The following is a 23,487-nucleotide window of genomic DNA, read 5'->3' on the forward strand; positions in this document are numbered from 1 at the left end:
CTCGTGCGTCAGGTCTTCGATGTCAGGCATCTTCGTCATGTCCAGCACTATGCAGTGCCTGGCTCCGGTTTACAACTGCTGAATAGTTACGCCGCCGCAAAGAAAGATAAGCAAAGAAAGCGGCTCACACCGCTAATTCTTAAGCGGGTCCCCCGCGCAGTTGCGGTAGTGGTGCATCTGGAATCTGTGTTCTCGCACATTCGGCGTGAGTGACAAAGGCGTCATTCTTCCGGCGGCGCTGCGCGCGCCGAAGCCTATTTCTCAAACCAGTCGGCAGTTTAGCTTGGTTCCTTCAGCGCGCCACCGGTGGTTCACTTTGCTCAGGTTTGCTTTTTCCCCGCCCCTCCGTTTGTCTCTTACGCCCTCTGTACAAATGCCAGGGTTTGCTCCGCTACCGTGTCACGCTCGTTGTCTAGTGTGATCATGTGGTAGCTGTCGGTCAAGCGCACGAAGGTCACTGCGCGGCTTCCCAAGCGCTCGCACACGAATTCCGCAGAGCGGATGCTCGTCACCTCGTCTTCCTCCGAATGCATCACCAAGGTCTCGCATGTTACGCGGCCCAACGCCCGCTTCACCGCGAAGCGCATCCAATCAACCTGTTCGATCGCCGCCAGTGGTACGTACGGATAGTGGACGCCGCTCCCCTTCTGCAAATGGCGGCGGATCAGGTTGCGAATCCGCGTGTTCTTGATGCCAAAGGGCTCGCCCTCGGGTACGCGAATCAGGCGGCGGAGCCCCGGCACGCAGTACATCAGGTAGCGCAACGGACGCAGTCGTGAACCGCCCCAGCCATCAAGGAACAATGGCGGCGACAGCAGAATCAGGCGCCCCGTCGTCATGCGCTCGCGCGCACTCAACATCAAGGCAAGCAACGCGCCCATCGAAATGCCCGCGACATCCACACGCTCATAACGTTTAACCAGGTCGCGGTATGTGCGGCTCAGCAGTTGCATGTAGTCGCTCAACGTCACTCGGCTCAACGCGTCAGGGTTCGAACCGTGGCCCGGCAGCGACGGCAAATGCACGTCGCAACCGATCTGCTCAAACTTGCGGTCGAGCGCGCCGAAATCATGACGCGTGCCTCCCAAACCGTGAATCATCAACACGGCATGGCGGGAAAGGGGGGAAACGCGAGCGGACATCGCTAAGCCTGTCGTTGCACAAGCTTGCGATCCTAATCAGCCCCGCCTCACATGACTGTCGATTTAATACCGCGTTTGTGGAGTTTTGTCGGCCGATATTTCGACGTATTACTCAAGCCTGGACTTTAGACATTTAGCACCCCGATGAGGGGGTGGAAAAGTAGTTTGGAATTCGAAAAAAGCTTGACATGAACAGGCAGTCGTGAGGCCGCCGCGTTGCTTGCGCGAGGTTTTAGCGCAAGCAACGCGGCGGCCAATGAGGATCGTTTCTGGTCCTCTGCCAATTGCCCATGTCCCTGACTGAACGCACACAGTTTTACCTTCGCGAATGGATCAACGTTCTGCTCACCGCCGTGCCGCTTCGCTCGCAGGCCTGCTTCATCGAGCTGCTGTGCGGCTGCATGATTTCGCCCGAGGGATGGGTGACCCGAGCGATCTCGGCTGCCGGCGGCACCCGGCACTGGACGACGTATTACAAGCTCCTGCAGCGCGGCAGCCTGCGCACGGTGCGGCTCGCGCGAGCACTGTTGAAGCTGGTGCTGGCGGTATTGCCCTGCGATGTGCTTACCTTGGTCCTGGACGATACGCTGAACATGCGCTGTTCGAAGAAGGCGCCCGGCGTGGCCTGGCGACGCGAACACAGCGGCAAGACCAACCGGCCGCAATACGTCTGGGCGCAGTGCATCGTGACCCTGGGCGTGAGCGTACTGGGCAATGGCGGCGTCGGCATGGCATTGCCCATCCTCTCGCGCCTGGTTCCCGACACGGGCAACACCAACAAGCTCAAGATCGCATTGGCACTTGTGCGTGCACTCAGCGGCGTGACCGACAGGCCCATCCGTGTGCTGTTCGACTCGTGGTTCATGCGCGCGCGGCTGGTCCTGCCGCTGCTGCGCCGGAACATGCATGTCATCGGTCAGGCGCGTATCGATACCGCGCTGTTCCTGCCGCCCGCAACGCCCGAGGCGCCCCGGCGTGGACGACCGCGCATCTATGGGGAGCGCCTGACCCGCGAGGCCATCGAAACGTTGCCCGCGTCCGAATTGACGATGAGGCTCTACGGCAAGGATCAACGCGTGCGCCTGCGCTCGACAGTGGCCGTGGCGCGCTTCCTCAAAGGGACTGCGGTGCGCGCCGTGTGGTGTCAGTTCTACGACGACAAACGGCAGTCCTGGACGAAGGCGCGCCTGATGCTGGCCTCCGAAACGGACCTGAGTGCCGAGACGATTACCCAGCTGTATGCCCGCCGCTGGGGGATAGAACCGCTGTTCCACAGCCTCAAGCGCTGGTGGGGCATCAACAATCTCTGGCAGCAGACGCGCACCGTGCTCGAGTTGTGGATGCAGATCCGTTCGTGCGCCTGGACGCTTACCCAGCTGCTCAGCCTGGCGATTGGCGACGCGTTCCCGATGGACAAGATCGCGCCGTGGCGGATCGGCAAGCCCGTCACCGCAGGCCTCGTCGCCCAATGGCTGCGCCGGGAATTTACCGGACTTGCCTGTCACCTTCCCGTGGGCGGCAAGTCCCAGAAATTCCGCTGGCCCCAGCCGCGTCCCGCCCCTTGACTTTCCGTGTGATGCCGCTTCTGCGGCCCCGCACAAACGTTTCATCGCAATCTCGGTCTCGTTCGCTGCTCCACGACCATTCGTCAACCATGGTCGCGGACTCCGTTCGGGTGTCTAAAGTCCAGACTCAAGCGAAACTCAATTGAAACTCATGCGAAACTCAACGCCAACTCGCCAGAACCTCATCGGCAACTCAACCGCGATCGCTGCAAGCGCCTTCAATCCCATGCCAGCTTGCTGAACTGATAGCCCTTGCCGCGCACCGTCTTGATCCGCTGCGGGGTGCCGGCGTCGTCATGCAGCTTGCGGCGCAGCTTGGAAATGCCGCCGTCGATGGTACGGTCAAGCCCGTCGAATTCGATGCCGCGCAGTTGCCGCATCAGCTCGTCGCGGCTCACCACTTCGCCCGCGCAACTCACCAGCGCCCACAGCAAATCGAATTCGGCCGATGTCAGATCGGGCAGGCTGCCGTCGGGGAGCTTGACCGTGCGGCTTGCCCGGCTGATCTCGAACTTGCCGAAGGTGTAGCTCTCAGGTTGGCCAGGCTCCGGCGTGCGCGCGGTCACGCGGCGCAGTTGCGCCTTGATGCGCGCCAACAGCACGCGTGGCTCGACAGGCTTATGCACGTAGTCGTCCGCGCCGAATTCGAGGCCCAGCACTTCGTCGAACTGCTCGTCGCGCGCGGTCACCATGATGATCACACCGTCGAATTGCTCGCGCGCCTCGCGGCAAATCTGGAAACCGTCCTTGCCAGGCAGGTTCACGTCGAGAATCACCAGATCCGGGCGGCGCTTGAGAATGGCTGGCACGGCGTCGTTGCCGTGCAGCACGGTCTCGACTTCGTATTCGTGTTTGCGCAGATAACCGGCGACCAGCGCGGACAGGCGGTCATCGTCTTCGACAAGCAGGATCCGAAATGGCATGGGGCGAATCGTTCTGGGCTGACTGTTTCAATATCAATATGAAAAGACCGCACCCGCCGGCAACGGACGGACGGGCTGGCTCGACGCACAGCATAGCGGATGCGCCGCACATCATGCGACACGCTAGACAAAACTCGACAAACACACAAGCAATTCGACACGGACACGCGATCCGCGCCACTAGCATCCCCCCGGTTGAAATAGCTCAAGGATCTGCCGTGTCGACTGTTTCCAACCAACGGGCTCACGCCCGCTCGCCGTGGTTCGCGAGAGCCACTGCGTCCTTTGCGGTTATTCAGCAAACCGCTCATGCACTCTATCCCGGCACCAGCATGTTTCATCGCTGGCGGCGCATGCGTCTGTGGCTGCGCTCGCTGATGTCGTGGCGCTCGACGCAAGTATGGCTCAAACGCTGTGCCATTTCGCCCTTGCACGATCTGGTGCAACGTCATCCCACCGCGCTCGAACGCATGCATCGGCCGTTCCTCCATACCCGCTTCAGCCCGCGCGAACGCCTCATGGCGAGCCTCGATCATCACGCGCTGACACAGCAGCGCGTGCCGCAACTCGCCGCGCGCATCGCCGCAGTCGGCTCGGCGCCGATCGCATCGTTCGAGGTGGGCGCCGAGCGCTGGCATGTGTCGCTCGAGTCGATCGAACAGTTTCAGAAGGAAGGCGACTGGACCTTGTGCATCCGCGATGCGCGAGACCAGCGCATCGTCTCCTGCACCTTCAGTCTCGCCTATCTCGGCGGTAAAGTGCGGCGGCCACGTGTTTGCATCGGCTCCGTGCAGGGCCCGGACACGTCCGTCAACGGCCGCGAACTGTTTCGCGCGCTCACCAAACGGTGGCACGGACTGCGGCCGAAAATGCTGGTGATCTACCTTGCGCAATGTGTCGCCGCGGCACTCGATGCGGGCGGTACCTTCATCGTCTCGAAGCAGGCGCACATCTATGCGAACTGGCGCTATTGCCTGAGAAAGCGTCGCGTGGCCGCGGACTACGATCGACTGTCGATCGAGTGCGGGGCGCTCGCACGCTGGAACGGCTGGTTCGTCCTCGCACCGCCGGCGCGCTATCTGGCCGAACGCCAGGGTGACAAGACCGGTGACGCAACCCGCCGCAAGCGTTACGCATTGCGAAGCGCACTCGCCGCGCAGATTCGCATGAGCGTCACGGCAAGCAAGACGAGCCGACTCTGCGTGCCTCGCGTTGTCGCTTGAATTCATTGCAATTTTTTATTGACAAGACATGCGACAAAACGGCACACTCATTCGCATGTTGACGCACACCTCCATCGCCTTCGCGATTAAAAACCCAACAATGCATGCCACGATCGGCAGGCATTTGGGAGCATGTGCGCGTTAGCAGTCTGAATCTGCAAAACAAGACCCAAAGGCCCCGCCGGTAACGGAAGGGGCCTTTTGTTTTGTGGCTGCCTCCTCCGTCCGCCGGCTCGATGACGGAGAGCAAGATGGATCAGGCAAGCCCGCAGTGCATGGATGACGACTCAAGTCTGTCTGCATATCAACAGAACGAGCATCAGCCGAAAGTAGTCGTACATTTTTCCGTAGTACCAGGCACAACGCTGACGTGGCGTGTCGATGCCGACAGCACGCTCCGTGTGCACGGCGCGCGCCTATGGCTCACACGCATCAACTCGCCTTACGATCATTGGCTCGAACCGGGCAACGCGTTCCGGCTGCAACGCGGCGAACGCGTGTGGCTCAGCACGGATAGCGAACACACCGCGCGCGTGTCGTTGAGTTGCGCGCTGCCTGCCAGACGTGGTCTCGTCAGGCGTTGGCTGGGACGGCTCGCATGGTTGGACCTTGGCACACCAGCGGCTCGATAGCGTGCCCCGCCGTGACTCGATGGTCAAACTTTCGACCCGCAGAAAAGCAAACACCCCTGCAATGAGGGGTGCTTGCTGATCAGCCATGCCGGCTCCGAGGCGCCAGGCATGCCGTGTTGCCCGGTTGCCTGATGTTGCTCAAACGCGGGTTGCCTGAACGCGGACTACCTGAACACGTGCCGCTTACTGGCGTGGCATTTACTGCGGCGTCACCTGCACGGCCGCTGCCGAAACGAATACCGCGTGAATCGTATCGCCAACCTTGACGCCCTTCAGATCGACGTCCGGTCCAGCGTGGAGCGTTTGTGTCTGATAGGCGCCGCGCAGCGTGACGAGGCGCTTCTTGTGATCGATCTTCTGCACGGTGGCGAGCACTTCGACCTGACGCGCGGACGCAAAGCCGCCCGAGGCCGGGGCATACACCTGCGTATCGACGCGTGCACGAATGCCCTTATCCGCACCGGTGACCTTCTCGGCCTTCAGCAACAACGCATTCTTGTACAGCACATCGACCCGATCGCCGATCTTCAGCTGATCGAAGCCGGCAACTTCCTGGCTCACCAGCACGACCACCGCGTTGCCGCCCGGCCCTTTGAGCGTGAGCGTGCGGGTGCCCGGATCGATACCGACGATCTCCGCCTTCACATGCACCGGTTGCACTTCGCTGACGATGCCCTGTGCGGCACTGGCCATGGCATCTTGCGCCCACGCCGGTTGCGCTGCGGCGAAAGCCGCTACCATCAACGCTGCTCCAATCGTCGCTGCCTTCATTTACGCTCTCCTCGAGAAATTGTCCGAACTGGCGTAACGGCGATCTGAAACCGCAGGATGCCGATTAACGCCAGGAATGCATACAGCTTCAGGGTGGCAATTACTAAATGGGTACGGCGCGACGATTGTACATGCCTTACAAGAAGCGAAGATTGTTTATATTGTGATTCTCAAATCAACGGGCGGCATGATAAGAAATGCCGTAGGGCGGTGTCGCAGCGGTATCTTGCCGGTTGACAACACGGCTTTAACTCTCCCGCCCAGCCATATACGGCGACAATACATTCTATTCATACAGCATTAAACACATACTGTATGGCAGTCCGGCGGTTCATTATTTTTTATCGACGGCATTCGCCACAATGCAATCGAAAACCGTCATTAACACCTATTAAACACAAATTCAATAGCCGATTACGGCATGCGCTGCGCCAAATAAAACAGCCCCGTCGCCTGAGCGAAGGGGCTGTTCATCATGCGGCCACAGAAGCGCTATACGAGAAGCATCAACGCGAACGACGCTGTGGCACTTCCCTGCACAAACGCTAAACCAAAACCATTAAACACGTTCGATAGCGATCGCGATGCCTTGCCCGACGCCGATACACATCGTGCACAGTGCAAAACGGCCCTGCGTGCGGTGCAGTTGATACATCGCGGTGGTCACCAGACGCGCGCCACTCATGCCGAGCGGGTGGCCGAGCGCGATCGCCCCGCCATTCGGATTCACGCGCGCGTCGTCATCCGCGACGCCAAGCGTGCGCAGCACGGCAAGACCTTGCGAGGCGAAGGCTTCGTTCAGTTCGATCACGTCGAACTGATCGATGGTCATGTTCAGGCGAGCCAGCAATTTCTGCGTGGCAGGCGCCGGGCCGATGCCCATCACGCGCGGCGCGACACCTGCCGTTGCGATACCCAGCACGCGTGCACGCGGTGTGAGGCCGAAGCGTTTCGCTGTGTCTTCGTTGGCCAGCAGCAACGCCGCCGCGCCGTCGTTCACGCCCGACGCGTTGCCTGCCGTGACGGTGCCGTCCGGGCGCACCACGCCCTTCAGTTTGGCGAGCGTTTCAAGGCTGGTTTCGCGCGGGTGTTCGTCTTGCAGCACGGTGATCGGATCGCCCTTCTTCTGCGCGATCGTCACGCCGACGATTTCCTGCGCGAGCGTGCCGTCACGTTGCGCGCGTGCGGCTTTCTGCTGACTGCGCAGCGCAAACGCGTCCTGATCGGCACGGCTGATCTTGTAGTCGGTCGCGACGTTTTCGCCGGTCTCCGGCATCGAATCCACACCGTACATCTGCTTCATCAACGGGTTCACGAAACGCCAGCCGATGGTCGTGTCGAAAATATCGACCTGGCGCGAAAACGCGCTGGTCACCTTGCCCATCACGAACGGCGCACGGCTCATGCTTTCGACACCGCCGGCCAGCATCAACGCGGCCTCGCCCGACTTGATCGCGCGCGCGGCGATGCCAACGGCGTCCATGCCCGAGCCGCATAGGCGGTTCACCGTGGAGCCCGGCACGCCTTGCGGCAAACCGGCCAGCAACAGCGACATGCGCGCGACGTTGCGGTTGTCTTCACCGGCCTGGTTCGCACAGCCGTAGATCACGTCGTCGATCGCGTTCCAGTCGACGTCCTTGTTGCGCTCCATCAGCGCTTTGAGCGGCACTGCGCCCAGATCGTCGGCGCGAACCGACGACAGCGAACCGGCATAGCGGCCGATGGGGGTGCGAATCGCGTCGCACAGGAATGCTTCGGTCATGTGATGTCTCCAGTTGGTGTGCTGCGTGCGCTGGGCCGCTAGCGGATAGCCGTTAGTGGCGCCGGCTGCCTGGCGCTGGCGCGAGCCGGATGCTCTGCATCTTCGACCCGGCGATGCGCATGAAAAACGGCCGCATGGCAACCGTCACTTCAATTCAGCTTAGCGCAGGATGGTGAACGATGGGCCCTGGACGGCGGCCATTTGTTCTTTATACGAACACGCGGTCATATATCGAACAACTAGGCACGATAATAGGCGTGTGCGCGAAACCATGTCAAGCAAAGCCAGCCTCGGACCAGGGAATACGCGCAGGCCGGCGACCCCTTTCATGGCAACGTCAACGATATGAAGATTGACGTGCCTATGGAGGCAAACATGCTTCTATGCCTGCCGGCACAAGGCTCTGGACCGTTCTGCTGCCCAGAATGTCTCTGAAACACCCGCCCTTGCACAGGCGCTATCAGCGGATCTGAATCTGCTCGTCCGCGATATAACCGCGAATCACATCGGCGAAGCTGCGGTCGCCGGTCAACCCGAGCCGCTCGGCACGCGAGGGATCCCACTGCCCCGGCCAGCTGCCGACAATCTTCTCCACTCGCGCGTCCGGCGCCCACACGATCCGCTTCGCGGCCTCGTCGCCCGCCACCTCGCGCAGCGCGGCCACCATCTCGTCGACGCTCACCGAAATCCCCGGCAGATTCAACACGCGCTGGTTACCGAGTGCAGCGGAATCGAGTTCGAGTCCGGCGATCAGGCTTTCGATGGCCTTGCGCGGCGACAGCAGCCACAACCGCGTCGCGCCCGCTACCGGGCACACCGCCGCTTCGCCGTTCAGCGGCTCGCGAATGATGCCGCTCGCAAACGACGAGGCCGCCGCATTCGGCTTGCCGGGCCGCACGCTAATGGTGGGCAGCCGCAACACCCGGCCGTCGACGAAACCCCGCCGCGTGTAATCGTTGAGCAACAACTCCGCGATCGCCTTCTGCGCGCCGTACGACGATTGCGGATTCAGCGCGGTGTCGTTCTGCACGACCTCGGGCAGATCGCCGCCATACACGGCTACTGAACTCGTGAACACCACCCGCGGTGTGTGTCCACGCTGCCGGCAGGTTTCCAGCAGCAAGCGCGACGCGTCCAGATTGATCCGCATGCCGAGATCGAAATCCGCCTCGGCCTGTCCGCTCACGATCGCGGCAAGATGGAAGATCGCCGCGGTTCTGTCGTCGATCACGCGATCGAGCACGCTGCGCTCAGCGATGTCGCCCACTTCCGAGCGCACACGGCTGTCGCCGAAATCGCTGCCGTGCACCACGTCGAGCAGCACCAGTTCGGTAATCGCTTGCGGCTTGCCGTGCTTATCCTTCACCGCGCCGCGCGCCAACAGTTCGCGCGCAAGACGCTGGCCGAGAAAACCCGCACCGCCGGTAATCAGTATTTTCATGATGTGCGTTGTCCTTGCTTGATCGCTTATTAGCCAGCGGCGTTCAGATATGGTTTGAGCCAATCGAGCCCCGCCGATGTGCCGGCCCGCGGCCGGTATTCGCAACCGATGTAGCCGTCGTAGCCCAGCGCGTCGATCAGATCGAACAGATACGGATAATTAATTTCGCCGAGGTTAGGTTCATGGCGTTCCGGCACGCCAGCGACCTGAATGTGACCGATGCCAGCCATATCGCGTTTGAGCTTGACCGCGAGGTCGCCTTCGACGATCTGGCAGTGATAGCAGTCGAACTGCACCTTGAGATTCGGCGCGCCCACTTCCGCGCAAATCGCCTGCGCGTCATCCTGGCGGTTCAGAAAGAAGCCCGGCATATCACGCGTATTGATCGGCTCGATCACCACGGTGACGCCGTCCTCTTGCGCAGCCTTTGCGGCATAGGCGAGATTCTTCAGATACACCTCGCGATGTTTGGCCCGCGGCTGATCCGCGCCAATCAAACCGGCCATCACATGCAGTTTGCGATTGCCGAGTACGCGCGTGTAATCGAGCGCGGTTTCAATGCTGCGGCGAAATTCGTCTTCGCGGCCCGGCAGCGAAGCGATGCCGCGCTCGCCCGCGGCCCAGTCTCCGGGTGGCGCATTGAAGAGCGCCTGCGTCAGACCGTTCGCTTCGAGCCGGGCCTTGATTTCCCCGGCACGGAAATCATAGGGAAACAGAAACTCCACGGCCTTGAAGCCGTCTTTTGTCGCAGCGGCGAAACGGTCGAGGAAAGCGTGCTCGTTGTACATCATGGTCAGGTTAGCGGCGAAGCGAAGCATGGTGAAAACTCCTTGAAAACGGTTTGGTTCAGCGCGGAAACATCCAATGGATGCGTGCCCCCGGCGGAACGATTTCGATCGTGCAACGGGAGGGTGTCGCCTCATTGGGCCGCGCCGCTATTGCGCCGATCACCTGCATGTCGGGTCCTATCTGCCAGCGTGGCAACGCCACCCGGCTTTGTTTTTGTCAGCGCCTACCAGCGCGCGCCGAACACCGTCCGCAGTTCTTCGAGCGCCGCATCGTCGAGTGGCGCGGGCCGCGGGTTCGTCATCAGCCACAGGCGCGCGGTCTCTTCGAGCTCTTCAAGCACATACGACGCCTGCGCCACGGAGCGCTCCCACACCACCGGGCCGAGGCGCTCGAGCAAAACCGCGCGAACGGTGCCTGCGAGAGCGGCGATCTGCGCGGCCACTTGCGGGTCGCCGGGACGTTTGTAACGAATCAGCGGGACATGGCCCACTTTCATCACGTGATACGGGGTAATCGGCGGCAGAACGTCGTCGTCGCGCCACACGCCGGCGAGCGTCAATGCGACGAGATGCGTCGAATGCGTGTGGACGATGCCGCGCGCCTCGCCGTTGCGTGCATAGATGCCCCGATGCAACGCCAGCGTTTTCGACGGTTTGCCGCCGGACACCGTGTTGCCATCGAAATCGACCTTGGCAATATCGGCCGGGTCGAGCCGGCCGAGGCAGGCATCGGTCGGCGTGATCAGCCAGCCGTCGTCGAGGCGCGCGCTGATGTTGCCGGCGCTACCCACCGTGTAGCCGCGTTGGTAGAGACTCGCACCGGTCACGCAGATTTCTTCGCGCACGCGTGCTTCGTTCGTCGTGTGGAGTGCGGGCGTGCCGGTCATTGCGCGGCTCCATCGAGGTGACGCAGTGCTTTTTCGAAAAAATCGATCGTGCCGAAGTTGCCGGATTTCAATGCGAGCGCGAGCGGCTCGGCGTCCGTCGTTGCGGTGGCGGGCACGCCCGGATCGATCTGCGCACCGATACGCAATGTGCGCACATCGAGCGCCTGCACCACGGCGCCCGAGGTCTCGCCGCCCGCCACTACGAACTTGCGCACGCCGCGTTCGCGCAAACCGCGTGCAATCGACGCCAGCGTGGATTCGACCAGGTGCCCCGCTTCGTTGACGCCGAGTTCGCGTTGCACCGCTTTGACTTCGTCGGGCGTTGCGGTGGCGTAGATCAGCACGGGTTCGTGTTTATCCAGGTACGGCTGTGCAAAGGCCAGTGCCTGCTCGACCACCGGCTCGCCGCGCGCCACCGCGAGCGGATCGATGCGGAACGCGGGCCGCGTTTCGCGCCAGGCCGCCACTTGCGAGTTGGTCGCTGTCGAGGCGCTGCCGGCCAGCACCGCCGACAATCCTTCGGCACGCGGCAATTGCGCAGCATCGTTGCCTTCCGCGAGTAAACCGGCGCGACGGAAATTGCCGGGCAGACCCAGCGCAACACCGGAGCCACCCGTGATCAGCGTGAGGTCGGCACATGCCTCGCCGAGTACGTAAAGATCCGCGTCCGATACCGCATCGGCAATCGCTATTCGCACGCCATCGCCACGCAGCACATCGAAGGTTTCGCGCACGGTCGACACGCCTTTTGCTACGGTGTCGTAACGTACGAGGCCGACTTTCGATCCGGTCTGCCGCTGGAGCACGCGCACGAGGTTCGCATCGCGCATCGGCGTCAACGGATGGTTTTCCATACCCGATTCGCTCAGCAACCTATCGCCGACGAACAGATAACCGCGATAGATCGTGCGGCCGTTCTCCGGAAACGCCGGGCAGGCAATCGTGAAAGCCCTTGCGCCCACTTCGGCGGACAATGCATCGAGCAAGGCATCCGTGACCGGACCGATGTTACCGGCGTCGGTCGAATCGAACGTCGAACAGTATTTGAAAAAGAACTGGCGGCATCCTTGCGCGCGCAACCAGTCGAGCGCGGCGAGCGATTGCGCGACGGCATCGGCGGCGGGAATCGTGCGCGATTTCAGCGCGACGACCAGCGCGTCGGCTTCAACGACATCATTCGACGCGGGCACGCCGATGGTCTGCACCGTGCGCATGCCGCCGCGCACCAGCATGTTGGCGAGATCGGTGGCGCCGGTGAAATCGTCGGCAATGCAGCCGAGCAGCGCGCGTCTGGACGAAGTGGTCATGGCAGACTCCGCGCTTACGTCGCCGCCGGCAAGTCGATGCCGGGGAAAATTTTGATCACCGCGGAATCGTCCTCGCCACCATGTCCCGCGGTCGACGCCATCATGAACATCTGATGCGCCGCCGCCGACAAGGGCAACGGGAATTTCGAGCGGCGCGCGGCATCGAGCACCAGGCCGAGATCCTTCACAAAAATATCGACCGCCGAGAGCGGCGTGTAATCGCCGCTCAGAATATGGGGCACGCGGTTCTCGAACATCCACGAATTGCCCGCGCTATGCGTGATGACCTCGTACAGCGCATCAGGATCGACGCCTTCGCGCAAACCGAGCGCCATGGCCTCGGCGGCCACGGCGATATGCACACCGGCCAGCAACTGATTGATGATCTTCACCTTCGAACCCGCGCCGTGCGCCGAGCCCAGCCGATAGACCTTGCCCGCCATCGCGGCCAGCACGTCCTCGCACGCGGCATAGGCGGTGTCCGGGCCGGACGTCATCATCGTCATTTCGCCGGACGCGGCGCGCGCCGCGCCACCGGACACCGGCGCGTCGAGCATCTGCAAACCGGCGGCTTCGATACGCTTGCCGAGCTCGACCGCGAAGTCCGGCGCCACGGTTGCGCTCGCAATCACCACACTGCCGGGTTTCATCGCGGCGACCGCGCCTTGCGCGCCGAACAGGACGGCTTCGGTTTGGGCGGCATTGACGACCAGCGTGACGACCACGTCGCATTGCGCGCCAAGCTCGGCAGGCGACGCACAGCCGACGCCGCCTGCCGCAACGAACGCTTGCAAGATCTCGCAGCGCAGATCACACGCGTGAACCTGAAAGCCCGAGCGCAGCAATGAGCGCGCGACGCCCATGCCCATCGCCCCGAGACCGATGACACCGACATGTCTGGACATGCTTGACTTCTCCGTTGGTTAGCCGCGAACGCCCCGATGGAACCCAACCTGACCCGGCTCAGTTCTGCTCAGCAAATACCCGCTTCCGCGAGCCGCCGGGCCGCGTTATTCATATGGGTACTCGCTGCATTGCGCGCCGCCATCGGATCGCCCGCCCGGATCGCCGCGACGATGGCCGCATGCTCTTCCCGCACCTGACGTGAGAAGTCATCGCGCAGCGCTTCGTTACGCCGCGTCACCACGGTGCCGGCTTCGAGGTACTGATTCAGGAAGATGAGCGTCTTGAGGAAATACGGATTGCCGGTGGCCGCAGCGATTGCGCGGTGGAAGGCGACATCTTCGGCGACGCCGTTCTCGCCTTCGGCCTCCGCTTCGTCGATCCTGGCGAGGGCTGCATCGATTGACATCATGTCCGCGTCGCTGCGGCGCATGGCGGCCTCTGAGGCGACTTCCGCCTCGATCGCCCGCCGCAGCGCGAGAATTTGCAGCACCGAGCCCGCTTCAACCGCTTCCGCATAGTCGATGCGCAGCGGCCGAATCGCGCCGTGCGCGGCAATGAAAACGCCGCTGCCCTGGCGCGGCTCGACCACGCCCTCGTTCTTCAGCCGCGAAATCGCCTCACGGATTACCGTGCGGCTCACGCCGAACTGCTGCGCCAGCACCGCCTCGGTCGGCAGCTTGCCGCCGCGCGCGAACGTGCCTTTGTCGATCTGCTTGAGCAACTGCTGCGCGACGGTATCGCTCAGTGCGCGAACAGGAATCTTGTCGAACATGGATGTCCCGATGGGTCATGTTGTCGGGTCATCATACAAATTTGAGACTGTGGCTGCATCGATGCAAACCCCAGGTTCAGCCACGGGTTACCGAAGATTATTGACCCAGTGAAAAGCCGTGACGATCTCACCCCATGGCGTCATCGCAACACTGATGGCGAACATCAGCGGATAGGTCACCGCCGTCGAGAAGAATCCATACATGAAACGCGAGTTAAATAGGCCACTCGCCTGACGAGGTGAGTCAAGTAACGGTGTTTCAGGTCGTTTCGCGCTCGACGATATGAAAACCAACGTCGGTCACTTTGACGTTGCTGTCGCCGGCCAGACGATCGAGCAGACAGCGTGCGGCGGTGAGTCCGATGCGGGTGCCGTCCACGCGCACCGTGGTGAGTTGCGGCGTGGTTTCGGCGGTGAATTCGAGGTCGCCGAAACCGCAGATCGACAGTTGCGATGGCACGCTCAACCCGAGCTGTTTGCTCGCGCCAAGCACACCGATCGCCAGCAGATCGGAGCCGCAAAATACGGCGTCGAGCTGTGGCGCCTGCTCGAGCAGCGTCGGCAACGCGGCCTTGCCGACGGCGACCGAACTCGGTGGCGGCACCAGCACCTCGGCAATGTCGTGAATGCCCGCCTGCGCAAGCCGGTCGCGAAAACCGTTGCGGCGTGCGAGTGCGCGGTCGTCGTTCGCCGACACGAGGCCGGGTGCCCGCGCGTTGCGTTGTAGAAAGTGCTCAGCCACAGCGGCGCCGATCTGATAGTGCGAAAAGCCGACCAGCATGTCGATCGGCGTGTCAGTCATATCCCAGGTTTCGACGATGGGCAGGCCCACGTTGCGCAGGCGTTCGCGCAACGAGTCCGCATGAGCGACACCGGTCAGCAGCACGCCTTCCGGACGCCGGCTCAGCACCGCGTCGAGCAGCGCCTCTTCGCTCGAATTGCTATAGCCGCTCAAGGCCAGCAGCACCTGATAGCCTGCGCGCGACATCGTCTCGCTGAACACCTGGATCGTTTCGGAAAACAGCGAGTGAGCGATGGTCGGCACGATCGCCGCGATCAACCTTGAACGCGCTGACGACAATCCGCCCGCCAGGCGATTCGGTACATAGCCGAGCTTCTGCACGACCTGCCGCACCCGTTCAAGCGTTTCGGGCGCGACGGTCTCCGGGCTATTGAAGAAACGCGACACCGTAATCGGCGCGACGCCTGCTTGCGCGGCGACATCCGTGATACGCAGGACCTTGGGACCGCCACGCAAGCGTTTCGCTGGCGCCGCCGTCTCCGGCGTATCTGGGCTGGCAGCGGCGGTAGGCTTGTGATTCGGCATGGCTCGGTGGCTAGGTAATGGTTCGCGCGTATTGTAGACCGCCATGGAGCGCCGGCGACGAAAGGCTCCAGCGGGCCGGGTCTCAGCGCCGCAATGCAGATCTACTCGGTCACGGGCACATGACTTTGCGCTACGGGAGCGCCTCGATTACGCCGCAGGATGAACAGCGTGACGACGGCAAACACCAGCAGACAGGTCGCCGGAATCAGCATCGGCGCCTTCACGCTGCCCGTGGTCTGACGCACCCACGGCACCAGATTCTGCGCAATGAAGCCGCCGATATTGCCGAGCGAATTGATCGCCGCAATGCCGGCCGCGGCACGCGCGCCGAACAGGAACTTCGGCGGCAGCGTCCAGAAACACGGGATCAGCAGATACATGCACGGCGCGCCGAAACAGAGCGCGACAAACCGCAGCGTGTTGGTCGGCAGAAACACGGCGCTCAGGAAACACGCGACGCCGAGCAACGCGGCCACCAGCATCGCGACGATCGCACGATTGCCACCGCGCAGCTTCGACGGCAGCCACGCCAGCACGATGGTCGCCATCAGCCATGGAATGATGTTCAGCAGGCCGTTGGTCGTATTGCTGACGCCGAAGCCTTTCACCAGTGTCGGCAGCCAATAGCTCACGCCGTAGACGGAAATCGACAGCATCATGTAGTAGAGCGCCATGCCAATCACACGCGGCTCCGTCAACACGCTCAGCAGCGAGGAATGACCGGTGTAGCGTTCCTTCATCTGCGCGCGTTCCGCGTCGAGCGTATCGGTGAGCCATTGTTTTTCGTCGGCGGAGAGACACTTCGCCTGTTTCGGCGAGGCAGGCAACAGGAACAGCACGACGAACGTCAACAGAATCGACGGCAGACCCGTGACGATGAACACCAGTTGCCAGCCGTGCAGTCCCGCGAATCCACCCTTGTCGAGCAACCAGCCGCAAATCGGCGCACCCACCATGTTGCCCAGACTGCTGCCGACGGTGAAATAGCCGAGCATGCGCACGCGATGCCGCGACGGAAACCACAAAGTCAGGTAGTAGATCACGCCCGGATACAAACCCGCTTCCGACGCGCCGAGTAGAAAACGCAGCACGTAAAACATCGTCGCGTTCTGCGTAAACGCGAGCAGTATCGTGACGACACCCCACGTGAACATGATGCGCGCCATCCAGCGAGGCGCGCCGTACTTGTGCAGCAGCACATTGCTCGGCACTTCGAACAACAGGTAGCCGATGAAAAATAGCGACGCACCCAGCCCGTATGCGACTTCGGAAAGCCCGAGGCTGCCGAGCATCTGCAGCTTGGCAAAGCTGATGTTGGAGCGGTCGATGTAGGCAACCAGATAGAGCACCCCGAGCAGCGGCATCAAGCGGAATGCCAGGCGATTGATCAGACGCGATTCGTCGATCGCCGGTGTCGTGATATTCACTATGTCTCCTGCGCTCGCGCCGTTCGCGCGAGCAATGGCTATTTGACGGCTCGCAACAGCCTCAGCGCATTATTGTTTTTGTGCACGCCATTGCGCGTAAGCAGCCAGCGTTTCCTCGTTCGGCGGATACGTGCCGCGCAGCGGCCGGCCTTCTTCGATGCGCTGCGTGATGAACAATTCGAGCTGCTCCTGCTCGGTGGCGTCACGCGCGACGTCGGTTGCCATTTCGCGCGGCACGATGACCACGCCGTCCACATCGGCGACGACGATATCGCCGGGATACACCGGCACGCCGCCACAGGCGATCGGTACATTCATATCGACCGCATGATGCTTGGCCAGATTCAGTGGCGCGCTCGCGCCGGCACACCAGATCGGCAAACCCAGTTCCGCGATCGTGCCGCTATCGCGCACCGGGCCGTCCGAGACCATGCCGGCCACACCACGCTTCGCGAGACGCAGCGCGAGAATCGAACCGACCGACGCGACCGCGCGTTCACCCCGGCAGTCCTGCACCAGCACGCTGCCAGGCGGCGCGGTTTCAACGGCTTTACGCTGCGGATGGTCCGGGTCCTGAAACACGCCGACGTGGTCGATATCCTCACGTGCCGGGATGTTACGCAGCGTGAACGCCGGGCCGACAACGTTGGGTGCGCCGGGTGCCGGTTTGACGAGCGGTGCGACGCCTTGCAGGAATACGTTGCGCAAGCCGCGCTTGAAAAGTTGCGTGGTTAGCGTTGCCGTGCTGACATGGCGTAGCTCTTCGAGTGTGGCGTCGCTGATGGCAATGTTGGATGCAGTCATGAGAAGTCCGGATCGAGTTAGTGAATTTCGGGTTCGGTGCGCGTCGTGGCCGGAGAAGTTTGCTCCGTCTGCGTGGCCTGTATTGGACTGTGCGGCTCGCTTGCGCTCACCGGCTCTTCAAGGAAGTCGAAGTCACAACCCTTGTTGGCCTGCGTCACGTGCAGTTGATGCATGACACCGAAGCCACGCTCGAATGGAGGTTTGGGCGGTTGCCACGCGGCCTTGCGCGCCGCGAGTTCCGCATCGCTGACTTCGAGATGCAAACGCCGGGCAGGCACGTCCATCTCGATCATGTCGCCATCCTTGACGAGCGCGAGCGGCCCGCCGACGAACGATTCCGGCGCCACGTGCAGCACGCACGCGCCGTAACTGGTGCCGCTCATGCGCGCATCGGAAATGCGCACCATGTCGCGCACGCCCTGCTTCAACAGTTTTTGCGGAATCGGCAACTGGCCCCACTCCGGCATACCGGGCGCACCCACGGGACCCGCGTGTTGCAGCACGACCACCGAATCGGCGCTCACGTCCAGGTCTTCCGAGTCGATACGCGCCGCCATGTCGGCGTAATCCTTGAACACCACCGCCGGACCGCGGTGTTTCTGCAGATGCGCTTCCATCGCCGCGGGTTTGATCACCGCGCCGTCCGGGGCAAGATTGCCGGTCAGCACCGCGAGGCCGTCGCTGGCGACGAGTGGATTGCCGCGCTTGCGGATCACGTCGTCGTCGAATATTTCCGCGCCTGCAATGTTCTCGCCGAGCGTCGCGCCATTGACCGTCATCTGCGTGCCGTCGATCAGTTCGCCCAATTCGACCAGCAGCGCGCGCAGGCCGCCGGCATAGAAAAAGTCTTCCATCAGATACTGGCCCGCGGGACGCAGATTGCCGAGCACCGGCGTGATGCGCGCGAGTTCGTCAAAGCGTGCCGTCGTCAGATCGATACCGGCGCGCCGCGCCACGGCAACGAGGTGGACGATGGCGTTTGTCGAACCGGACATGGCCAGCACGGTGGTCACCGCGTTGTCGAATGATTTGGCGGTCAGGATGTCCGACGGCTTCTGATCGGTCCACACCATCTCGACGATGCGCTGTCCCGTCAGCGAAGCGAACTGCGCATGCCGCGAATCGACTGCGGGAATCGATGAGAAGCCGGACAGCGTCAGGCCGAGTGCTTCGGTGGCGCTGGTCATCGTCGACGCGGTGCCCATCGTCATGCAATGGCCCGGCGAGCGCGCGATGCCACTCTCGATACCCTTCCACTCGTCTTCAGTGATTTTGCCGGCGCGCAGTTCGGCCCAGTATTTCCACGTGTCCGAACCGCTGCCCAGCGTACGGCCGTTCCAGTTGCCGCGCAGCATCGGCCCCGCCGGCAGATAGATGGACGGAAGATTCATGCTGATCGCACCCATCAGCAAACCGGGCGTGGTCTTGTCGCAACCGCCCATCAGGACACAGCCGTCGAACGGATAGGACTTCAGCAATTCCTCGGTTTCCATGGCGAGGAAGTTTCGATACAGCATCGTGGTCGGTTTCTGGAACGGCTCGGCGAGCGTCATCACCGGCATTTCGACCGGAAAACCACCCGCCTGCCAGATGCCGCGCTTCACTTCTTCGACGCGCTGTTTGAAGTGCGTGTGGCACGAGTTGATCTCGCTCCACGTGTTGACGACGGCAATCACCGGCTTGCCCATGTAATCCGACGGGTGGTAACCCATTTGCGCCGTGCGCGAACGGTGGCCGAACGAACGCAGATCGTTCACGCCGTACCAGCGGTAGCTGCGAAGCTGCTCAGGTGTTTTGCGGGTCGATGACACGGACATCTCCATGGTAGCGATACCATCACGCTTCGCGAATTGAATCCGTCGAAGCTTCTGAATGACACGCATGGTAACGCTACCATCGGGTAGCGTCGTTAAGGGATTCCACTGATGTGCGCCGCGTGCAAATTTGGCGAAACAGAAGGCTTAAGCTATCGTCACGCCTTTGCACAGCATCGCGCCGGCTGAACCGCGCGAGCGCCGTGCGCCCTTCTTCGAACGCATCTTTCAAGGTCCATGAGCAAAGCCCTGCCGCCGTCTTCCGCCGTTCCTGACAACGCCGAACCGGCCTCGGACAAACCGGGCGACTCGTATGTGCAGTCGTTCGCGCGAGGCCTCTCGGTGATCCGCGCGTTCAATGCCAGCCGCCCCGAACAGACGCTCACCGACGTCGCCGCCGCCACCGGGCTGACGCGCGCCGGCGCTCGCCGCATCCTGCTGACGTTGCAGACGCTCGGCTACGTGGAGGCCGAAGGCCGCCTGTTCCGCCTCACGCCGAAGATTCTCGACCTCGGTTTCGCGTATCTGACCTCGATGCCGTTCTGGAATCTCGCCGAACCGGTGATGGAAAGTCTGTCGGCGCAAGTTCACGAGAGTTGCTCGGCGGCTGTGCTCGATCGCACCGAAATCGTCTACGTGCTGCGCGTGCCGACTCACAAGATCATGACCATCAACCTGTCGATCGGCAGCCGCTTGCCGGCGTATTGCACGTCGATGGGCCGTGTCCTGCTGGCCGCGCTGGACGACGACACGCTCGACGCGACCCTGAGTTCGGCGCCCCTCTACGCACACACGGCGCGTACGGTGACTGACAAGGAAGAGCTGAAAAAGCTGATTGCGCAAGTGCGCCGCCAGGGATGGGCCATCGTCGATCAGGAACTGGAAGGCGGTCTGATTTCGCTGTCCGCGCCGATTCGCAACCGCCAGGGGCGCGTGATCGCCGCGATGAATATTAGCGGCAACGCTCAGCGCAATTCGGCCAAGCAGATGGTGAAGGCGTTTCTGGAGCCGTTGCAGCAGGCCGCCCAGACGGTCTCGGAGATGGTGGCGCGGCGCGGTTGAGTGCATGCGGTTGGATGGCCGGCGGTGCGAACTCAATGCCCGCTCATCGGCTCGTCGTCAGCACCTGAGGCACCCCATTCGCGCCTCAGGCTCCTCACTGCCCCCTCATTGCCCAAGATACCGCTCCACCAGCCGCGTCCAGAAGGCCGCGCCGACCGGCAGATTGCGGTCGTTGAAGTCGTAATGCGGGTTGTGCACCATGCAGCCGTCTTCGCCCGCACCGTTGCCGAGCCGCAGGAACGTGCCGGGCCGTTTCTGCAGCATGAAGGCAAAATCTTCGCTGCCCATCAGGATGTCGGTCTGCTCGACGACCTTGTCGTCGCCGACCAGCTCACGCGCCACTTGCACCGCGAAGTCCGTTTCGGCATCCGAATTGATCACCACCGGATAGCCTTCGATGTACTCCACCACCGCCTTGCCGCCATAGCTCGCGGCCTGGCTCTCGGCGAGTTCGGTAATGCGTTTTTTCAGCAGCGTGCGCACTTCGGGGCTGAACGAACGCACGCTCAACTCCAGCCTCGCGCTGCTCGAAATCACGTTGTTCGCCGTACCCGCATGCATCGAGCCAACCGTCACCACCGCCGGCTGCGACGGGTCGACGTTACGCGCGACGATGGTCTGCAGCGCCATCACAATGCTCGCCGCCACCACCACCGGATCGACCGTCAGATGCGGACGCGCCGCATGACCGCCGACGCCTTCGATCGTGATGATCGCCTTGTCGCCCGCCGACATGAACGGCCCCTTGCGGAACAGCATCACCCCCGGTTCCTCGCCCGGGTGATTGTGCAGACCGAACACGGCGTCGCACGGGAAGCGCTCGAACAGGCCGTCGTCGATCATCTTCATCGCGCCGCTGTCGATGCCGCTTTCTTCAGCCGGCTGGAAGTACAGATGCACGGTACCCGAGAAATTGCGCGTGGCGGCGAGGTGCTGCGCGGCGCCGAGCAGCATCGTCGTGTGGCCGTCGTGGCCGCAGGCGTGCATCTTGCCGTGCGTGCCGCTCGCATACGGCAGACCGGTTTGTTCGATGATCGGCAGCGCGTCCATGTCGGCGCGAATGCCGATGCGGCGCGTGCCGTCGCCCATCTTCAGCGTGCCCACCACGCCGGTTTGACCGACCCCGCGCGTGACCTGCCACCCCCATTGTTCGAGCTTCTCAGCCACCAGGGCGCCGGTTTGCACTTCCTCGTAGGCCAGTTCCGGGTGGTGATGGATGTGATGGCGGATCTCGCGCAGGCTCTCGGCGGCAGGCACCAGGTCGGACACTTCAGTAAAACGCGCGGCTTCGCTCATCTATCGCTCCATGGAAATTCACGCCGCATCACGCGGCAAACAGGCAAGCACTATAGCCACGCCGTTTTGTTCGAATAAGATGATGTTTTTTTCACCCTGATTAACAAGCTTTATATACGGGATTACCCTTATGAAGCCGCAACAGCTGCAAGCGTTCGTCGCCGCCGCTCATCACCGTAGTCTGCGCGCCGCCGCGCGCGAGCTCGGCGTGACGCAACCGGCCGTCACGCATACGATCCGCGAGCTGGAAAGCGTGCTGAATGCCGAGTTGATGGTGCGCAGCGTGCGCGGCATCGAGTTGACGGCGTGCGGGCTCGCGCTGTTGCCGCGTGCGGAACAGTTGCTGGGCGATATGCGCCGCACTGTCGAAGCGGTCGAACAGGTGAAGGGCGAACTGGCCGGCAAGGTGAGCGTGGGCACGATGCCGTCGATCGCCTTGACTGCCCTGCCGCACGCCGTTTCGAAGTTTCGCCGCGCGATGCCGCTGGTGAATCTGCATCTGGAGGAAGTCACGATCCCGGATGCCGTCGCGCGTTTGCGTAACGGCACGCTCGATATCGCGGCGATCCATCATGTGCAGGCGCTCGACAGCGATCTGGTGCAAGCGCCGCTCTACTCGACCCAGTTCGTCGTCGCGATGCGCGCCGGGCATCCGCTGGCGAACGTCATGCGTCTGCACGAATTGCTCGACGCGGAGTGGATCGTGACGGTGGGCGCCGATCATTTTCCGCACAGCGTGATGATGGCAATGTTCAACGCACACGGCTTGCCGGTGCCAAAGCGGCTGGTGCGAGCGCCGTCGTCGTTCGCGGTCACGCTCGGGCTGGTGTCGCAGACCGATGTGATCGGCTGCTTCACGCGGCCGCTCGCGCAGATGGTCGCGCCGCTGGGCATACGCGTTGCGCAGATCGAAGAAGCGCTGCCGAATTACGATCTCAGCATCATTTCTCGACGTAATCTGTTGCCCACCCCGGCCGTGCTGCAGTTTGTGTCGTGCTTGCAGGAAGCGACCCGGGAGCGAATGGCAGTGGCTGGCTAGTCGGGCCTACCGAACGTTGCGAACGTTACGAACGTCGCGAATCTCGGGTACATCTGCCTGCGCCTGCAAAAAAGCAATCAGCGCGTGCCCCGCCTCTTCCAGCGTCCCGGAGTTATCGATCGTCGTACACCGAATCCCATCCGGCAGCGAAAACGGTGCCCGTCGTGCAAGCCTGGCCGCAACCTGTTCCGCGGACTCACGCGCCCGCGCGCTAAGCCGTGCTTCGAGAATATGCGGCGCTGCGTCCACGTGCACGACTTCCGTCTGCGGATAACGCGCCAAGGTATGCTGCAAATGCTGACGCGACCCGTTGACGACCACCGTGCAACCGCGAGCAAGCCATGCATCGAGTTCGATGCCGATGCCATAGCGCAGTGAGTGGCTCGACCATTCGAGCGCGAACAGACCGAGTACCGAACGCGCCGCGAACTCTTCGACACTCAACGCAACATGCTCCTCACCGTTGCCGCTCGGCCGCGTGATGTAGCGATGCGCAAACAGAATCGGCTCGCCCATCAGGTGGCGACGCGCAAAAACCAGCAATGAATCCTTACCCGCGCCGGACGGCCCCATTACATAAATCAGACGACCTGCCATGC

At 62.4% G+C, this 23,487-nt stretch carries 22 protein-coding genes and 1 pseudogene; 6 read left to right on the forward strand and 17 right to left on the reverse strand.

Annotated elements, in window-relative coordinates:
• The coding region (locus GNZ12_RS43965) for a hypothetical protein (RefSeq protein WP_216673387.1) at window positions 1-213 on the forward strand (213 nt) is incomplete at its 5' end.
• A gap of 143 nt (window positions 214-356) precedes the next feature.
• Here GNZ12_RS43965 and GNZ12_RS27640 read toward each other — a convergent pair.
• Entirely contained in the window at window positions 357-1,142 is a 786-nt protein-coding gene (locus GNZ12_RS27640) for an alpha/beta hydrolase (RefSeq protein WP_172315362.1), read from the reverse strand.
• Between the two features lie 290 nt (window positions 1,143-1,432).
• On the opposite strand from GNZ12_RS27640, the gene GNZ12_RS27645 reads away from it, so the two are divergent.
• Window positions 1,433-2,707, forward strand: a complete 1,275-nt coding sequence (locus GNZ12_RS27645) for an IS701 family transposase (RefSeq protein ID WP_172315363.1) — start codon at window positions 1,433-1,435, stop codon at window positions 2,705-2,707.
• Window positions 2,708-2,925: 218 nt separating this feature from the next.
• On the opposite strand, the gene GNZ12_RS27650 is transcribed toward GNZ12_RS27645, so the two are convergent.
• Window positions 2,926-3,630, reverse strand: coding sequence for a response regulator (locus GNZ12_RS27650; RefSeq protein WP_172315364.1), 705 nt, complete (start codon window positions 3,628-3,630; stop codon window positions 2,926-2,928).
• Window positions 3,631-3,848: 218 nt separating this feature from the next.
• Between GNZ12_RS27650 and GNZ12_RS27655 the strand changes: the two genes are divergently transcribed.
• Window positions 3,849-4,853 carry a DUF535 family protein gene (locus GNZ12_RS27655; RefSeq protein WP_172315365.1) on the forward strand — a complete coding sequence of 335 codons (1,005 nt, stop codon included), beginning with the start codon at window positions 3,849-3,851 and terminating at the stop codon, window positions 4,851-4,853.
• 251 nt (window positions 4,854-5,104) lie between these two features.
• Complete coding sequence (locus GNZ12_RS27660; protein ID WP_172315366.1) at window positions 5,105-5,485, forward strand: DUF2917 domain-containing protein; 381 nt, start codon at window positions 5,105-5,107, stop codon at window positions 5,483-5,485.
• Between the two features lie 198 nt (window positions 5,486-5,683).
• Here GNZ12_RS27660 and GNZ12_RS27665 read toward each other — a convergent pair whose 3' ends face one another.
• From GNZ12_RS27665 to araD, 13 genes and pseudogenes are all read right to left on the reverse strand, one after another.
• Window positions 5,684-6,256, reverse strand: a complete 573-nt coding sequence (locus tag GNZ12_RS27665; protein ID WP_172315367.1) for a hypothetical protein — start codon at window positions 6,254-6,256, stop codon at window positions 5,684-5,686.
• A 559-nt stretch (window positions 6,257-6,815) separates the two neighbouring features.
• A complete protein-coding gene (pcaF, locus tag GNZ12_RS27670; RefSeq protein WP_172315368.1) occupies window positions 6,816-8,018 on the reverse strand; it encodes a 3-oxoadipyl-CoA thiolase in 1,203 nt (400 codons plus the stop codon).
• 460 nt (window positions 8,019-8,478) lie between these two features.
• Window positions 8,479-9,459 carry a D-erythronate dehydrogenase gene (gene denD, locus GNZ12_RS27675; RefSeq protein ID WP_172315369.1) on the reverse strand — a complete coding sequence of 327 codons (981 nt, stop codon included), beginning with the start codon at window positions 9,457-9,459 and terminating at the stop codon, window positions 8,479-8,481.
• 29 nt (window positions 9,460-9,488) lie between these two features.
• The gene (gene otnI / locus GNZ12_RS27680; RefSeq protein WP_172315370.1) at window positions 9,489-10,277 is read right to left on the reverse strand and encodes a 2-oxo-tetronate isomerase; all 789 of its coding nucleotides are present in this window, start codon (window positions 10,275-10,277) and stop codon (window positions 9,489-9,491) included.
• 194 nt (window positions 10,278-10,471) lie between these two features.
• A complete protein-coding gene (otnC, locus tag GNZ12_RS27685; RefSeq protein WP_172315371.1) occupies window positions 10,472-11,134 on the reverse strand; it encodes a 3-oxo-tetronate 4-phosphate decarboxylase in 663 nt (220 codons plus the stop codon).
• Window positions 11,131-12,441, reverse strand: coding sequence for a 3-oxo-tetronate kinase (gene otnK / locus GNZ12_RS27690; RefSeq protein WP_172315372.1), 1,311 nt, complete (start codon window positions 12,439-12,441; stop codon window positions 11,131-11,133). The genes otnC and otnK overlap by 4 nt, the downstream gene beginning before the upstream one ends.
• A gap of 14 nt (window positions 12,442-12,455) precedes the next feature.
• On the reverse strand, window positions 12,456-13,346 hold the full coding sequence (gene ltnD, locus GNZ12_RS27695; RefSeq protein ID WP_172315373.1) for an L-threonate dehydrogenase: 891 nt from the start codon (window positions 13,344-13,346) through the stop codon (window positions 12,456-12,458).
• Window positions 13,347-13,414: 68 nt separating this feature from the next.
• Window positions 13,415-14,119 carry a FadR/GntR family transcriptional regulator gene (locus tag GNZ12_RS27700; RefSeq protein WP_172315374.1) on the reverse strand — a complete coding sequence of 235 codons (705 nt, stop codon included), beginning with the start codon at window positions 14,117-14,119 and terminating at the stop codon, window positions 13,415-13,417.
• A 99-nt stretch (window positions 14,120-14,218) separates the two neighbouring features.
• Window positions 14,219-14,362, reverse strand: a pseudogene (locus GNZ12_RS45360) (malate permease); the annotation flags it as partial.
• 16 nt (window positions 14,363-14,378) lie between these two features.
• Complete coding sequence (locus GNZ12_RS27705) at window positions 14,379-15,446, reverse strand: LacI family DNA-binding transcriptional regulator (protein ID WP_172315375.1); 1,068 nt, start codon at window positions 15,444-15,446, stop codon at window positions 14,379-14,381.
• Between the two features lie 101 nt (window positions 15,447-15,547).
• Window positions 15,548-16,873, reverse strand: a complete 1,326-nt coding sequence (locus GNZ12_RS27710) for an MFS transporter (RefSeq protein WP_172315376.1) — start codon at window positions 16,871-16,873, stop codon at window positions 15,548-15,550.
• A 69-nt stretch (window positions 16,874-16,942) separates the two neighbouring features.
• Complete coding sequence (locus GNZ12_RS27715) at window positions 16,943-17,677, reverse strand: ribonuclease activity regulator RraA (protein WP_172315377.1); 735 nt, start codon at window positions 17,675-17,677, stop codon at window positions 16,943-16,945.
• Between the two features lie 17 nt (window positions 17,678-17,694).
• Window positions 17,695-19,494, reverse strand: coding sequence for an L-arabinonate dehydratase (gene araD / locus GNZ12_RS27720; protein WP_172315437.1), 1,800 nt, complete (start codon window positions 19,492-19,494; stop codon window positions 17,695-17,697).
• A 234-nt stretch (window positions 19,495-19,728) separates the two neighbouring features.
• On the opposite strand from araD, the gene GNZ12_RS27725 reads away from it, so the two are divergent.
• Window positions 19,729-20,553: an IclR family transcriptional regulator gene (locus GNZ12_RS27725; protein ID WP_172315378.1), complete on the forward strand. Its 825-nt coding sequence runs from the start codon at window positions 19,729-19,731 to the stop codon at window positions 20,551-20,553.
• Between the two features lie 105 nt (window positions 20,554-20,658).
• Here the strand turns inward: GNZ12_RS27725 and GNZ12_RS27730 are convergent, their stop codons facing one another.
• Window positions 20,659-21,849, reverse strand: coding sequence for a M20 aminoacylase family protein (locus GNZ12_RS27730; protein WP_172315379.1), 1,191 nt, complete (start codon window positions 21,847-21,849; stop codon window positions 20,659-20,661).
• 130 nt (window positions 21,850-21,979) lie between these two features.
• Here GNZ12_RS27730 and GNZ12_RS27735 point away from each other — a divergent pair, with 130 nt between their 5' ends.
• Complete coding sequence (locus GNZ12_RS27735; protein WP_172315380.1) at window positions 21,980-22,888, forward strand: LysR family transcriptional regulator; 909 nt, start codon at window positions 21,980-21,982, stop codon at window positions 22,886-22,888.
• Between the two features lie 6 nt (window positions 22,889-22,894).
• Here the strand turns inward: GNZ12_RS27735 and phnN are convergent, their stop codons facing one another.
• A complete protein-coding gene (gene phnN, locus GNZ12_RS27740) occupies window positions 22,895-23,485 on the reverse strand; it encodes a phosphonate metabolism protein/1,5-bisphosphokinase (PRPP-forming) PhnN (RefSeq protein WP_172315381.1) in 591 nt (196 codons plus the stop codon).
• Window positions 23,486-23,487: the final 2 nt, after the last annotated feature.

Origin of the sequence: Paraburkholderia solitsugae (assembly GCF_013177695.1) — a bacterium.
Taxonomy (GTDB): Bacteria; Pseudomonadota; Gammaproteobacteria; order Burkholderiales; family Burkholderiaceae; genus Paraburkholderia; species Paraburkholderia solitsugae.

Bases quoted from the DNA above. Each gene is read 5' to 3' on its own strand.
- GNZ12_RS27640 (WP_172315362.1), bottom strand. From the start codon at position 1,142: ATGTCCGCTCGCGTTTCCCCCCTTTCCCGCCATGCCGTGTTGATGATT.
- GNZ12_RS27645 (WP_172315363.1), top strand. From the start codon at position 1,433: ATGTCCCTGACTGAACGCACACAGTTTTACCTTCGCGAATGGATCAAC.
- GNZ12_RS27650 (WP_172315364.1), bottom strand. From the start codon at position 3,630: ATGCCATTTCGGATCCTGCTTGTCGAAGACGATGACCGCCTGTCCGCG.
- GNZ12_RS27660 (WP_172315366.1), top strand. From the start codon at position 5,105: ATGGATCAGGCAAGCCCGCAGTGCATGGATGACGACTCAAGTCTGTCT.
- GNZ12_RS27665 (WP_172315367.1), bottom strand. From the start codon at position 6,256: ATGAAGGCAGCGACGATTGGAGCAGCGTTGATGGTAGCGGCTTTCGCC.
- pcaF (WP_172315368.1), bottom strand. From the start codon at position 8,018: ATGACCGAAGCATTCCTGTGCGACGCGATTCGCACCCCCATCGGCCGC.
- denD (WP_172315369.1), bottom strand. From the start codon at position 9,459: ATGAAAATACTGATTACCGGCGGTGCGGGTTTTCTCGGCCAGCGTCTT.
- otnI (WP_172315370.1), bottom strand. From the start codon at position 10,277: ATGCTTCGCTTCGCCGCTAACCTGACCATGATGTACAACGAGCACGCT.
- otnC (WP_172315371.1), bottom strand. From the start codon at position 11,134: ATGACCGGCACGCCCGCACTCCACACGACGAACGAAGCACGCGTGCGC.
- otnK (WP_172315372.1), bottom strand. From the start codon at position 12,441: ATGACCACTTCGTCCAGACGCGCGCTGCTCGGCTGCATTGCCGACGAT.
- ltnD (WP_172315373.1), bottom strand. From the start codon at position 13,346: ATGTCCAGACATGTCGGTGTCATCGGTCTCGGGGCGATGGGCATGGGC.
- GNZ12_RS27700 (WP_172315374.1), bottom strand. From the start codon at position 14,119: ATGTTCGACAAGATTCCTGTTCGCGCACTGAGCGATACCGTCGCGCAG.
- GNZ12_RS27705 (WP_172315375.1), bottom strand. From the start codon at position 15,446: ATGCCGAATCACAAGCCTACCGCCGCTGCCAGCCCAGATACGCCGGAG.
- GNZ12_RS27715 (WP_172315377.1), bottom strand. From the start codon at position 17,677: ATGACTGCATCCAACATTGCCATCAGCGACGCCACACTCGAAGAGCTA.
- araD (WP_172315437.1), bottom strand. From the start codon at position 19,494: ATGTCCGTGTCATCGACCCGCAAAACACCTGAGCAGCTTCGCAGCTAC.
- GNZ12_RS27725 (WP_172315378.1), top strand. From the start codon at position 19,729: ATGAGCAAAGCCCTGCCGCCGTCTTCCGCCGTTCCTGACAACGCCGAA.
- GNZ12_RS27730 (WP_172315379.1), bottom strand. From the start codon at position 21,849: ATGAGCGAAGCCGCGCGTTTTACTGAAGTGTCCGACCTGGTGCCTGCC.
- GNZ12_RS27735 (WP_172315380.1), top strand. From the start codon at position 21,980: ATGAAGCCGCAACAGCTGCAAGCGTTCGTCGCCGCCGCTCATCACCGT.
- phnN (WP_172315381.1), bottom strand. From the start codon at position 23,485: ATGGCAGGTCGTCTGATTTATGTAATGGGGCCGTCCGGCGCGGGTAAG.